Origin of the sequence: Sphingobium sp. PNB (assembly GCF_019873065.1) — a bacterium.
Classification (GTDB): domain Bacteria; phylum Pseudomonadota; class Alphaproteobacteria; order Sphingomonadales; family Sphingomonadaceae; genus Sphingobium; species Sphingobium fuliginis.
Map to the genome: position 1 here is coordinate 44,480 of NZ_JAINEZ010000004.1, position 12,296 is coordinate 56,775.

At 66.1% G+C, this 12,296-nt stretch carries 13 protein-coding genes and 1 tRNA gene; 9 read left to right on the top strand and 5 right to left on the bottom strand.

Going from position 1 to position 12,296, the window contains the following annotated elements:
- Positions 1 to 70 precede the first annotated feature (70 nt).
- A tRNA-Leu gene (locus K7W03_RS02515) sits at positions 71 to 157 on the bottom strand.
- Between the two features lie 142 nt (positions 158 to 299).
- Between K7W03_RS02515 and K7W03_RS02520 the strand changes: the two genes are divergently transcribed.
- The 3 genes from K7W03_RS02520 (at position 300) to K7W03_RS02530 (ending at position 2,214) form a co-directional block, all read left to right on the top strand.
- Positions 300 to 1,055, top strand: coding sequence for an alpha/beta fold hydrolase (locus K7W03_RS02520; RefSeq protein ID WP_025547965.1), 756 nt, complete (start codon positions 300 to 302; stop codon positions 1,053 to 1,055).
- Positions 1,055 to 1,927, top strand: a complete 873-nt coding sequence (locus K7W03_RS02525) for a tetratricopeptide repeat protein (RefSeq protein ID WP_222885477.1) — start codon at positions 1,055 to 1,057, stop codon at positions 1,925 to 1,927. Before K7W03_RS02520 ends, K7W03_RS02525 begins: the two co-directional genes overlap by 1 nt.
- Before the next feature lie 77 nt (positions 1,928 to 2,004).
- Positions 2,005 to 2,214, top strand: a complete 210-nt coding sequence (locus tag K7W03_RS02530; protein ID WP_140042735.1) for a hypothetical protein — start codon at positions 2,005 to 2,007, stop codon at positions 2,212 to 2,214.
- Positions 2,215 to 2,217: 3 nt separating this feature from the next.
- On the opposite strand, the gene K7W03_RS02535 is transcribed toward K7W03_RS02530, so the two are convergent.
- On the bottom strand, positions 2,218 to 2,922 hold the full coding sequence (locus K7W03_RS02535; protein WP_222885478.1) for an SIMPL domain-containing protein: 705 nt from the start codon (positions 2,920 to 2,922) through the stop codon (positions 2,218 to 2,220).
- 103 nt (positions 2,923 to 3,025) lie between these two features.
- On the opposite strand from K7W03_RS02535, the gene K7W03_RS02540 reads away from it, so the two are divergent.
- The 3 genes from K7W03_RS02540 to K7W03_RS02550 are packed head-to-tail and all read left to right on the top strand — an operon-like array spanning position 3,026 to position 4,657.
- Positions 3,026 to 3,460: a VOC family protein gene (locus tag K7W03_RS02540; protein ID WP_025547971.1), complete on the top strand. Its 435-nt coding sequence runs from the start codon at positions 3,026 to 3,028 to the stop codon at positions 3,458 to 3,460.
- A gap of 3 nt (positions 3,461 to 3,463) precedes the next feature.
- On the top strand, positions 3,464 to 4,186 hold the full coding sequence (gene gloB, locus K7W03_RS02545; protein ID WP_061935009.1) for a hydroxyacylglutathione hydrolase: 723 nt from the start codon (positions 3,464 to 3,466) through the stop codon (positions 4,184 to 4,186).
- A 54-nt stretch (positions 4,187 to 4,240) separates the two neighbouring features.
- The gene (locus K7W03_RS02550; RefSeq protein ID WP_048577989.1) at positions 4,241 to 4,657 is read left to right on the top strand and encodes a hypothetical protein; all 417 of its coding nucleotides are present in this window, start codon (positions 4,241 to 4,243) and stop codon (positions 4,655 to 4,657) included.
- Between the two features lie 57 nt (positions 4,658 to 4,714).
- On the opposite strand, the gene K7W03_RS02555 is transcribed toward K7W03_RS02550, so the two are convergent.
- Positions 4,715 to 6,493, bottom strand: a complete 1,779-nt coding sequence (locus K7W03_RS02555) for an AMP-dependent synthetase/ligase (RefSeq protein WP_226869646.1) — start codon at positions 6,491 to 6,493, stop codon at positions 4,715 to 4,717.
- Between the two features lie 265 nt (positions 6,494 to 6,758).
- Positions 6,759 to 7,259 carry a flavin reductase family protein gene (locus K7W03_RS02560; protein WP_025547976.1) on the bottom strand — a complete coding sequence of 167 codons (501 nt, stop codon included), beginning with the start codon at positions 7,257 to 7,259 and terminating at the stop codon, positions 6,759 to 6,761.
- Between the two features lie 167 nt (positions 7,260 to 7,426).
- Here K7W03_RS02560 and cofE point away from each other — a divergent pair, with 167 nt between their 5' ends.
- The 3 genes from cofE to cofC are packed head-to-tail and all read left to right on the top strand — an operon-like array spanning position 7,427 to position 9,701.
- Positions 7,427 to 8,185 (top strand): coenzyme F420-0:L-glutamate ligase, encoded by a 759-nt coding sequence (gene cofE / locus K7W03_RS02565; RefSeq protein WP_222885479.1) that lies wholly within the window; start codon positions 7,427 to 7,429, stop codon positions 8,183 to 8,185.
- Positions 8,182 to 9,117: a 2-phospho-L-lactate transferase gene (cofD, locus tag K7W03_RS02570; protein ID WP_222885480.1), complete on the top strand. Its 936-nt coding sequence runs from the start codon at positions 8,182 to 8,184 to the stop codon at positions 9,115 to 9,117. Before cofE ends, cofD begins: the two co-directional genes overlap by 4 nt.
- A 5-nt stretch (positions 9,118 to 9,122) precedes the next feature.
- Complete coding sequence (cofC, locus tag K7W03_RS02575) at positions 9,123 to 9,701, top strand: 2-phospho-L-lactate guanylyltransferase (RefSeq protein WP_222885526.1); 579 nt, start codon at positions 9,123 to 9,125, stop codon at positions 9,699 to 9,701.
- Between the two features lie 194 nt (positions 9,702 to 9,895).
- On the opposite strand, the gene K7W03_RS02580 is transcribed toward cofC, so the two are convergent.
- Positions 9,896 to 12,157, bottom strand: a complete 2,262-nt coding sequence (locus K7W03_RS02580; RefSeq protein ID WP_061934419.1) for an NADP-dependent malic enzyme — start codon at positions 12,155 to 12,157, stop codon at positions 9,896 to 9,898.
- Between the last annotated feature and the right edge of the window lie 139 nt (positions 12,158 to 12,296).

Consider the following 12,296-nt stretch of genomic DNA (forward strand, 5'->3'; position numbering starts at 1 on the left):
GGTCTTAGCACAAAAAACGGCTGAAATCAGCCACTTTCGGGACGTCCCCGGACGCTGCCGGAAGAACAAATGGTGCCCAGAAGAGGACTCGAACCTCCACGACCTTGCGATCGCCAGCACCTGAAGCTGGTGCGTCTACCAATTCCGCCATCTGGGCACGGGGTAGGAGCGCGCAACTAGCCGCTGGCCGGGGGGCTGTCAATCACGGCAGGCGCATTATTTTTTATTTTTCTGGTTTCCAGGCCAAGAGCTTTTTACGGGGCTTTTTCAGGCCCCTGCCATTGAACCGGAGAAATAGCATGGATCGTCCCGACGTCGCGCCGCCCGCCTTTCACCCTCGGCCGGACGGGTTGCGGCTGGCCTGTCGGCACCGGCCCGGCACCGGCCCCACGATCGTCTTCCTGCCCGGCTACATGTCCGACATGGAAGGGGGCAAGGCGGTTGCGCTGGACGGTTGGGCGCAGGATCAGGGCCGGGCGATGCTGCGGCTCGATTATGCCGGCAATGGCGCGAGCGAGGGACGGTTCGAGGATGGCACGCTGGCGAGTTGGCGCGACGATGCGCTGCTGCTGATCGATTCCCTGACCCAGGGGCCGGTGGTGCTGGTGGGATCTTCCATGGGCGGCTGGCTGGCGCTGCTGATCGCGCTGGCCCGGCCGGAGCGGGTGGCGGGGCTGGTCGGCATCGCGGCGGCGCCGGATTTCACCGAATGGGGCTTTACCGACGCGGACAAGGCCCTGCTGGCGACGGAAGGACGGATCGTCGAACCGACCCCTTATGGCGATAACCCCTATGTCACCACCTTGGCCTTCTGGGAATCGGGCCAGTCGCTGCGGCTGCTGGAGGGGGAGATCGCGATCGATTGCCCGGTGCGGCTGTTGCAGGGGCAGGCCGACCCCGACGTGCCCTGGCGAACGGCGTTGCGGATCGCGGAGCGGCTGCGTTCATCCGATGTGCAGACGCTGCTGATTAAGGATGGCGACCATCGCCTTTCCCGCGACCCGGACATCGCACTGCTGATCCGGACCGTCTCCAGCCTGTTGGACAGCCTCTGATGCCCTTCCTCTTCCTCCCGCTGCTGCTGCTCGCCCCGCAGGCCTATGATCCGGAGGTCGAGGCGGTGATGAACCGCAAGAGGAAGGAAAAGGCGGAAGCGGCGGCTTCTGCGTCGGCCGCTCCGGCGCGGTCAGGAGCAGGAGCGAGTGAGGGCCGCATTCCGGTGCCGGACAAATATGCGGCGAAATTCCAGGCCTGCCTGGACCAGGCGGTGGAGGCGCCGGACAAGGGCGTCGCCTTCGCTCAGCAATGGCGGATCGACGGCGGTAGCTTCTATGCGCGCAACTGCATGGGCTTTGCCTATGCCCGCGCCGAACGCTGGGCGCCCGCCATCGTCGCCTTCGAACAGGGGGCGGACGAAGCCGAACGCAATGGCGAAATGGTGCAGAGCGGCCGGCTCTGGGCGCAGGCCGGCAATGCCGCGCTGGCTGGTGGCGACGCCGCCAAGGCGCGGGACGATTTCGACGCGGCGCTGGCGCGTGGGTTGCCGGACGGTATGGAGAAGGGCGAGGTCCATCTGGACCGCGCCCGCGCGCTGGTGGCGCTGAACGATGTGAAGGGCGCCCGCGCTTCGCTCGATGCGGCGCTGGATCAGGTGCCGCGGGACCCGCTGGCCTGGCTGCTTTCGGCCACGCTGGCCCGGCGATCGGGGGAAATGAAGCTGGCGCAGGCGCATATCGCGCGGGCGGTGCAGCTTTCGCCCGACGATGCCTCCGTCGCGCTGGAGGAAGGCAATATCGCCATCCTCACCGATCATGAGGATGTGGCCCGTTCCGCCTGGCAGCGGGCGGTGAAGCTGGCGGCGGAAGCGCCGGCGGGAAAGGCGGCCGCCGACAATCTTTCCCGCCTGCCGCCAAAGCCCGCCCGCTGAAGGGCGACGAGGGAACCTCCGCCCGCCATTCTCCGTTGGCCCGCCAGGCGGGACGCGAAGGGATAAGGAACATGAGGATGCCGGATCGTCATGGAAGGTTCGCGGCGCTGGGCCTGCTGGCGGCGGGCGCGCTGGCGCTGACCGCCTGTTCGCATGGCGCGACGCGCGGCGGGCTGATCGGCGGCGCGGGCGGCGCCGTGGTGGGCTCCGCCACCGGCCTTGGCACGGTGGAGGGCGCTGTGATCGGCGGCGCTGCCGGTGCGATCATCGGCGACGACAAGGATTGATGGCTATTTGAGGTAAAAGTCGACGGTCGTGACGACGCGCACCTTCTTATAGGGTGTGTCGCTCGACCCGTCGGCTTCGCCATCACGCGGTTCGATCGAGAAATAGCCTTGCGTCGCGCTCTTGATGCCGCCGACGCTGGCGCCGCTGTCGCGGGCGAACTGCTCGGCGGCGGCGCGGGCATCCCTGGTTGCGGCGGCGACCATCCGGGGCTTCACGTCGTTGAGCCTTGTGAAACTGTAGCGCATGCCCGACCCCTCCTGCAGCGTGACGCCCCGCCGGACCAGGTCGAATTGCTGCGCCACGGCGCGCTGGGCGCGGGGAATGTCGGTGGTGCGCAGCAACATCCGCTGGGTGATGGTGATCGTGTTGACGCCATTGTTGATATATTGGTTGACCCCGGCGCCGGTGGCGGTCAGCGCATCCGGCCTGAAGCCGAGGCCGGCGAAATAGGCGCGCAGTTCGCGGGTGTTATTGTCGATCTCCGCCCGGACAGCGGGCAGGGCGAAACCGGTGGCGGAATAGCTGATCGACCAGGTGGCGAGGTCCGCGGTCACATCCCTTTCCGCGAGTCCGCGCACGGTGACGGATCGGTCCGCCGCCTTCGCCCGCTTGAGCCCGTCGCCCAGCAGATAGCCGCCGCCGACCATGCCAAGCGCCAGAACGGCCGCGCATCCCATGAAAAGCTTGTCATGATAAGTTAAGGCCATGCCTGCCTCCCTCTTCCGTCGAAGCCCGACGCATCTTATCTTGGAAGCGTCTTAGGTCTTCAGAGATGAACCGTTGCTTTATGGCGACGAATGGAGTGATTTCTTGCCCAAATATCTGCACACGATGATCCGCGTGACCGACATCGACCGCACCGTCGACTTCTTCCGCCTGCTTGGCCTGGAGGAGCAGAAGCGCATCGACAATGCGCAGGGGCGGTTCACGCTGGTCTTCCTCGCCGCGCCCGGCGATGAAGAGGCGCAGGTCGAACTGACCTACAACTGGCCCGCGGAGGACGGGACGCCGCCGGAGGTCTATGGCGGCGGACGCAATTTCGGGCATCTCGCCTATCGGGTCGAGAATATCTACGAAACCTGCCAGCGGCTGATGGACGCGGGCGTCACCATCAACCGGCCGCCGCGCGACGGTCACATGGCCTTCGTGCGGACGCCGGACAATATCTCCATCGAACTGTTGCAGGACGGACATCTTGATCCGGCCGAACCCTGGGCATCGATGCCCAATGTGGGAGCCTGGTAGGCCATGCTGGAGGTCGTCCGCATACCCGTTCTCAGCGACAATTATGTCTGGCTGCTGCATGACGACGCCAGCGGGGAGACTGTGGCCGTCGATCCCGCCGTGGCGGAGCCGGTGCTGGAAGCGGCCCGGCAGAGGGGTTGGACCATCGGCCAGATCTGGAACACCCACTGGCATGGCGACCATGTCGGCGGCAATGCGGCGATCAAGGCGGCGACGGGCTGCATCATCACCGGCCCGGCGGCGGAGGCGGAGAAGATCGGCACGCTGGACCGCACGGTGCGGGAGGGCGACAGCGTCCGCATCGGCGCCCATCAGGCCACCGTGCTGGAGGTGCCAGCCCATACCGCCGGGCATATCGCCTATCATCTGGCCGACGACCGCCTGATCTTCGTCGGGGACACGCTGTTCGCCATGGGTTGCGGCCGGCTGTTCGAGGGAACGGCGGCGCAGATGTTCGCCAATATGCAGCGCTTCGCCGCCCTGCCCGACGATACGGCCGTCTATTGCGCGCATGAATATACGCAGTCGAACGGCCGCTTCGCCCTGACGGTGGAGCCGGACAACGCCGCCTTGCGCGCCCGCATGGGGGATGTCGACGCGGCGCGTTCGCGGGGAGAGGCCACGGTGCCGACCAGCATCGGGCAGGAACGCGCAACCAATGTCTTCATGCGCGCCCGCGATGTCGCGCAACTGGCCGAACGGCGCGCGGCAAAGGATGCGGCGTGACGGTTTTCGCGCTGCTTTGTCGTCCTGAAAGCGGGACGATTGAGGAGAGATGCCATGCGTCCATGGATGTTGCGTTCCAGCCTGTGCCTGGCCCCGCTGCTGCTGGCCGGATGTTCGGACAGCTATGAGCCGCCCAGGCTGACCGAAAAACAGACGAGCGAGCTGGAACGGGCCCTGGCGGGCAAGGTGCCGGGCGAAAGGACGAGCTGCGTCAATCGGGAATCCCAGTCCAATCTGACGGCCATCAGCAACAGCGTCCTGCTCTACCGGGTCAGCCGGCGGCTGGTCTACCGCAACGACCTGATCGGCAGTTGTTCCGGGCTGTCGCGCGGCGACACGCTGATCATCAGGACCTGGGGATCGCAATATTGCCGGGGGGACCAGTTGACCAGCGCCGACCTGATGACCGGCATGGTGACGGGAAATTGCGCGCTGGGTGACTTCATCCCCTATCGCGCGCCGTCGAAATAGGGTTGCTTCCTTATGGCGTCCTGGTCCCGCAAAGGCAGGAACAGGATCAGCCAGGCTTCACCCCTTGTACAGCGCGTCGAGCCGTTCCTGATAGCGGGCGCGGATGACGTGGCGGCGGATCTTCATCGACGGCGTCATCTCGCTATTGTCGATGGTGAAGGGCTCATCCGCCAGGATGAACCGCCGCACCCGTTCGATCACGGACAGGTCGTCATTCACCCGGTCGACCGCCGCGCGCAGCGCCGCCTGATAGGCGGCATCGGCCGCGATCCCTTCAACCTTCCGTCCCTGCGCCTGCGCCCATTCCCGCGTCCATTCGGCATCGGGCACCAGCAGACCCACCAGATGCGGGCGGCGGTCGCCATAGACCATCGCCTGCCCGATCTCCGGCTGGAGCGTCAGCATGCCCTCCACCTTCTGCGGCGAGACATTGTCGCCCTTGTCGTTGACGATCAGGTCCTTCTTGCGGTCGGTGATGCGGATGCGGCCCTTTTCATCGATCTCCCCGATGTCGCCCGTGTGGAGCCAGCCATTTTGCAGCGCCTTCTCCGTTTCCGCGGGATTGCGCCAATAGCCGTGCATCACCAGTTCGCCGCGCACGAGAATCTCGCCATCCTCCGCGATCCGCACCTCCACCCCGTCGAGCGGCGGGCCGACCGTGTCCATCGCGATCCCGGCGCGGGGGCGGTTGCAACTGATCACCGGCCCCGCCTCGGTCTGGCCATAACCCTGGAGCAGCGTCAGCCCCATCGCGTCGAAGAACAGGCCGACATCCGGATTGAGCGGCGCCCCGCCCGACACCAGCGCCTTCATCCGCCCGCCGAAGCGCGCCGCGATCTTCGGCTTCAGCGTGCGCGCCAGCAGCGCCTTCATCGGCAGGTCGAGCAGCGATTTTTGCCCGCGCTGTTCCCTGGCCGCGATGCGCAGCGCCTGGCCCAGCAGATAGGTGGGGAATTTGCCCTGCTTCTCGACCGACTTGATGATGCGGGCGCGCAGCACTTCGAACAGGCGGGGGACGACGACCATGATCGTCGGCCGCGCCTCCTCGATATTGCTGGCGAGTTTTTCCAGCCCTTCGGCATAATAGATCTGCCCCGCCGCCATGATCGGCAGGAACTGGCCGCCGCTATGTTCATAGGCGTGGGACAGCGGCAGGAAGGACAGGAACACCTCTTCGTCCCGGCCGAAATCCTCCTCCAGCAACTTGTCCGCCCCCTCGATATTGCAGAGGATGGCGCCATGATGCTGCATCACCCCACGCGGCGCGCCGCCGGTGCCGCTGGTGTAGATGATGCAGGCCAGATCGTCGCGCTTCGCCGTCTGGCCGGCGGCGCAGGCATCGATGTCGGTGGGATAATGGGCGATCAGGTCGCTCCACAAATGGCAGGCGACATGACCCTGCATGCCGCGCAACGGCTCCATGCCGATGACGAAGCTCGCCTGCGACCGCAGCACGGCTGGCATCAGGTTCTGCGCCAGCCTGGCGGTGGAGACGATGACGGCCCGGGCGCCGCTGTCGGTCAGGATATGCTGGTGATCGCGCGTGGTGTTGGTGGTGTAGGTCGGCACGGTGACGCAGCCCGCGGCCATGATGGCAAGGTCCGCGATGCAGAATTCCGGCCGGTTCTCGCTGACCAGCATCACCGGATCGCCGGGCCTCAATCCCTGCGCCTGCAATGCGCTGGCCAGTGCGGCGACGTCATGGGCGACTTCGGTCCAGCTCAGCGACTTCCATTGGCCAGCCACCTTGCGCCAGAGGAAGGGCGTGTCCCCCATCGCCTTGGCGCGGGCGAAGAACATGGTCACCAGATTGGGAAAACGCTCGATCGCGCTCAAAACGGCATCTCCTCATTCGCGGCGCGTCTTCGGCGCGCCTATCCGCCTGCCCGGCAGGCTATACCCTCGCCATGCCGTAACGGCCATGATTTTTCGCGGGTTTTCGGAGATCCCCTCCGGGTCGCGGGGAGATGCGATTCAGCGGCGGCAATGGGGGGATGGAAAGCGGATATGCGCTTCCATAGGGCCGGCCATGGTCCTGCGCAGGAACATGGCGCGCCGGGGGCCGGCCCAGTGTTCCCCCGCACAACGCTGATCGACAGGATCAGCTCAGATGAGCGAATTCGCCATAGCCGCCCTGGAAGAAGAGCAGCGGCTTGCCCGGCGTTTCCACCTCCAGCGCGATGACCCGGCCCAGCACGATATAATGGTCGCCCGCTTCATGCACCGCTTCGAGCCGGCAGTCGATCCAGGCCACCACCCCATCCAGGATCGGGGAGCCATTGGCGGAGACGCGATGCGTCACCCCGGCGAACTTGTCGTTCGCGCCCTTGGCCGAAAATTGCTGGCAAAGCGGCTTCTGGTCGCTGGCGAGGATGTTGACGCAGAATTTCCCCGCCCTTTCGATCCGCGGCCAGCTCAGCGAATTCTTGGCAGGGAAAAAGGCGACCAGCGGCGGATCGAGCGAAACGGAGGTGAAGGAACCGACGACCATGCCGGTGGGCGCATGATCGTCCTCCACCGCCGTCACGACGCAGACGCCCGTGGGATAATGCCCCAGCACACGGCGGAAAGTGCCGCTGTCGAAGGCAATGGCCTCGCTCATGCGCGAGCGCCCTGAAGGGAAAACATATCGTCACTGATCTTCATCGTCGCCTCTCTTCCAGACTCGGCCGGGGCATGGCAAGCGAATCCCGCTGATAAGCTCATGAGTTTCCTTTTCCGGGAAATCGCAATGCTACCTTAACCGGCAATTGCACGCTACAGCACGGCATGATCTCGATTCATCCGCTATGCGATATTCCTGAAATCCGGGCCGGCGACGATCTGGCGGCCGTGCTGCGCGACAGTCTGGCGAAGGCGGGCCTGTGGCCGCTCCAGACCGGCGATGTGCTGGTCGTGACGCAGAAGATCCTGTCCAAGGCGGAAGGACGGATGGTCGCGCTGGACAGCGTCGAGCCGGGCGCGCAGGCGCTGGAGCTGGCGGCCACGACGCGCAAGGACCCCCGGCTGGTCGAACTGGTGCTGCGCGAAAGCAGCAGCGTGGTGCGCGCGGCGCCCCATGTGCTGATCACCCGCCACCGGCTGGGCCATGTGATGGCGAACGGCGGCATCGACCGGTCCAATATCGGGCCGGGGGAGGAAGATCGCGCATTGCTGCTGCCGCTCGATCCCGACGGATCGGCGCGCGGCCTGCTGGCGGCGCTGGCGGGGCCCGAGGCGGCCGAGATCGGCATCGTCGTTTCCGACAGTTTCGGGCGGCCATGGCGCCACGGCGTGGTGGGCGTCGCAATCGGCGCGGCGGGATTGCCCGCGCTGGTCGACCGCCGCGGCGAAGAGGATCGGGACGGACGGCGGCTGGAGGTGACGCAGATCGCGCTGGCCGACCAGATCGCCACCGCCGCGACGCTGGTGACGGGCGAGGGCGCGGAAAGCGTGCCCGCCGCCCTGCTGCGCGGCGTGGCCCTGCCCGAAGGAGATGCAGGCGCGGGCGCGCTGGTCCGCCCGCTGGAAGAGGATCTGTTCCGGTGAGCGGCCGCATCGTCGTTCTGACCGGGGGCGTCGGCGGCGCGAAGCTGGTGCTGGGGCTGATGCAGGTCTGCCCGCCGGAGGACATCACCGCCATCGTCAACACGGGGGACGATTTCCGTCATCTCGGGCTGGCGATCTCTCCCGACATCGACACGCTGCTCTATACCCTGTCGGGCAGGGCCAATGCCGCGCAGGGCTGGGGCCGCGAGGGTGAGACATGGAGCTTCATGGGCGCGCTCAAATCGCTGGACGGCGAGGACTGGTTCCTGCTGGGCGACGGCGACATGGCGCTGCATGTGCTGCGGTCGCATATGCTGGCGTCGGGCAAAGCGTTGAGCGCGGTGACGGCCCGTTTTGCGACGGCCTGGGACCTTGGCCTCAAGATATTGCCGATGAGCGACGATGCCGTGGCCACCCATGTCTCCACCGATGCGGGCGACCTCCCCTTCCAGCGCTATTTCGTCGAGCAGCGCTGCGTCCCGGCGGTCCGGGCGATCCGCTTCGAGGGCGCGGAGCAAGCGCATCCTGCCCCCGGCGCGATCGAGGCGATCAGCGATCCCGCAACCCGCGCCATAGTGATCGCGCCGTCCAATCCCTGGCTGAGCGTCGACCCGATTCTGGCGGTGCCCGGAATGCGGGAGGCTCTGGCGGCGGCGAGCGCCCCTGTCGTCGCAGTGTCACCGATCGTCGGCGGGCAGGCGGTTAAGGGACCGACCGCCAAGCTGATGGGCGAGTTGGGACTGGGCGTCACCAACCAGGCCATTGCCGCCCATTATGAAGGCGTCATCGACGCGCTGCTGGTCGACGTCCGCGACGGGAGCGAGGGTTTGGACATTCCCCACGCCGTCACCGACACGCTGATGAAGACGCTGGACGACCGCGCCCGGGTGGCGCGGGCGGCGCTGGATCTGGCCGAACGGATCGCCGGTTGACGGTCATGAACTGCTGGATCGTCATCCCGGTCAAGGCGCCCGCCGCCTGCAAGACGCGGCTGGCGCCTGTTTTGGACGAAACCGGACGGCGCAATCTGGTGGCGGAGATGCTGCACCGCACGGTGGGGGCTGCGGCGGAAGTGGTCGGGATGGAAAGGCTGCGGCTGCTGGGGCCGTCGCGGCATGGACTGCCGGAGAGCATAGGCTTGCTCGATGATCCGGGCGGCGGCCTTAACCCTGCCGTGACGAGCGCCCGCGATGCGGCATTGGGAGCAGGAGTCGAGCGGATGCTGTTCCTCTCGGCCGACCTGCCGCTGGTCGAGGCAGCGGATGTGGCGGCGCTGCTGGACGCCTCCGGCATTGCGGCCGCGCCCGATGTCCATGGGCGGGGAACCAATGCATTGTCCTTGCCTCTGCCACGAGCGGCGGATTTCCAGTTCCATTATGGCCAGGGCAGTTTCGCGGCGCACAGGGCGGAAGCGGAACGGCTTGGTTTGATGTTCTCGCCGGTCGTCCGGCGCGGTCTGGGCTTCGACATCGACCAGCCGGACGATCTGGCCGACTGGAAAGGGCGCGCGATCTAGGGTGGAAGGCGGACATTCCCCCTCCCGCAGGCGGGAGGGGGTTAGGAGGTGGGCTGGCGCGGCACCTGCGCTGTTTTGCAACGGCTAAGTCAGAAGCTCGCTACGCTCGCGCCCACCCCTAACCCCTCCCGTTTACGGGAGGGGAATGTCTTGAATTGGCCATCTCCGGCCAGTCGCTCACACCCGCACTTCCGTCAGATCGCCACACCCGCCGAAGCCAGCACCGCCAGCGTCAGCAGTTCCGAAGCGTTGGACGCCATGGTGGCGATCTGCACCGACTTGTCCATGCCGACCAGCATCGGCCCGATCATGGTCGCGCCGCCCAGTTCGCGCAGCAGCTTGGCTGAGATATTGGCCGACTGAAGCCCCGGCATCACCAGGATATTGGCCGGGCCGGACAGGCGGCTGAAGGGGTAATTCTTCATCACCGTGGGGTTGAGCGCCGCGTCGACGGTCATTTCGCCTTCAAATTCGAAGTCGACATTCCGCTCTTCCAGCGCCTTAATCGCATCGCGCACATTGTCGAGGAAGCTGCCCGGCGGGTTGCCGAAATTGGAATAGGACAGGAAGGCGACGCGCGGGTCGTGGCCCATGCGGCGGGCGACCGCCACCGTGCCTTCCGCGATGTCCGCCAGTTCCTGCGCCGAGGGGCGCTCATTGACCGTGGTGTCGGCCAGGAACACCGTCTTGTCCTTCGTCACCAGCACATGGATGCCGAAGGGGGTGCGGTCCGCCGCCGGGTCCATCACCCGCTTCACTTCGCGCAGCGTCTGGGCGAAGGGTCGGGTCATGCCGGTGATCATCGCATCGGCATGACCCATCTTCACCAGCAGCGAGCCGAAGATGTTGCGGTCGCGATTGACCATCCGCTCGCAGTCGCGGCGCAGATAGCCCCGGCGCTGGAGCCGCTTGTAGAGCGTGTCGACCATCTCCGGCACCAGCGGCGAGTTGACGCTGTTGTGCAGTTCGAAGCTTTCCGGGTCCTGCACGCCCAGTTCCTTGAGCTTGTCATAGACATGGCCGCGACCGACCAGCACGGGGATGCCATAGCCCAGCGTGCGGAACTGGATCGCCGCGCGCAGCACCACTTCTTCTTCCGCTTCGGCAAAGACGACGCGCTTGGGATTGGCCTTCGCCACTTCATAGGCGGTGGTGAGGACCGAGGTGGTCGGATTGAGCCGGGCCTTCAACGACTGGCGATAGGCCGCCATGTCCGCAATCGGCTTCTGCGCGACGCCGGTCTCCATCGCCGCCTGCGCGACGGCGGAGGGCACGACTTCCATCAGGCGCGGGTCGAAGGGCGCGGGGATGATGTAATCCGGGCCGAAGCTGTGCGAACGGCCATAGGCCTTGGCCACTTCCTCCGGCACCTGTTCGCGCGCCAGTTCCGCGATCGCCTTGGCGGCGGCCAGCTTCATCGGCTCGTTGATGCCGGTCGCCCGCACGTCGAGCGCGCCGCGGAAGATGAAGGGGAAGCCCAGCACATTGTTGACCTGGTTGGGATAGTCCGACCGGCCGGTGGCGACGATGGCGTCGGGGCGCACCGCCTTGGCGTCGGGCGGCGCGATTTCCGGGTCGGGGTTCGCCATGGCGAAGATGATCGGCTTGTCGGCCATCGACTTCACCATGTCCTGCGTCATCGCCCCGGCGACGGAGAGGCCCAGGAATACGTCCGCGCCCTTCACCGCTTCGGCCAGGGTGCGGGCGTCGGTCTTCACCGCATGGGCCGACTTCCACTGGTTCATGCCCTCGGTGCGGCCCTGATAGATCACGCCCTTGCTGTCGCACATGATGACATTGTCATGCTGGACGCCCAGCGCCTTGATCAGTTCGGTGCAGGAGATGGACGCCGCGCCAGCGCCGTTCACCACCACCTTCATGTCCTTCATCTCGCGGCCGGTCAGCATCGCCGCATTGATGACGCCCGCCGCCGCGATGATCGCCGTGCCGTGCTGGTCGTCATGGAAGACCGGAATGTTCATCCGCTCCTTCAGCGTCTGTTCGATGATGAAGCATTCCGGGGCCTTGATGTCCTCCAGGTTGATGCCGCCGAAGGTCGGCTCCATCAGCTCGACGGCGTCGATGAACTTGTCGACATCCTCGGTCTTGAGTTCGATGTCGATGGAATCGACGTCGGCGAAGCGCTTGAAGAGAACCGACTTGCCTTCCATCACCGGCTTGGACGCCAGCGCGCCCAGATTGCCCAGGCCCAGGATCGCCGTGCCGTTGGAGATCACCGCGACCAGATTGCCCTTGGCGGTGTAATCATAGGCGGTCGCCGGGTCTTCCGCGATGGCGCGCACCGGCACCGCGACGCCGGGCGAATAGGCGAGCGAAAGGTCGCGCTGGGTCGCCATCGGCTTCGACGCGATGATCTCGATCTTGCCGGGGCGGCCGGTCGAGTGGAAGAACAGCGCCTCGCGCTCTGAAAATTCCACATTCGACTTGTCGGTCATGGCTGCACCCACCCCTTGTTTGAAACAATAAGCTCGCCCCATAGGGCGCTCCGGCATCCAGTTCAGGCGGAGCCGAAAAGGGTGATTTTCGAGCATCGGAGCGCAGCATACGCAAGTATGTGCGCACCGAAGCGCAGAA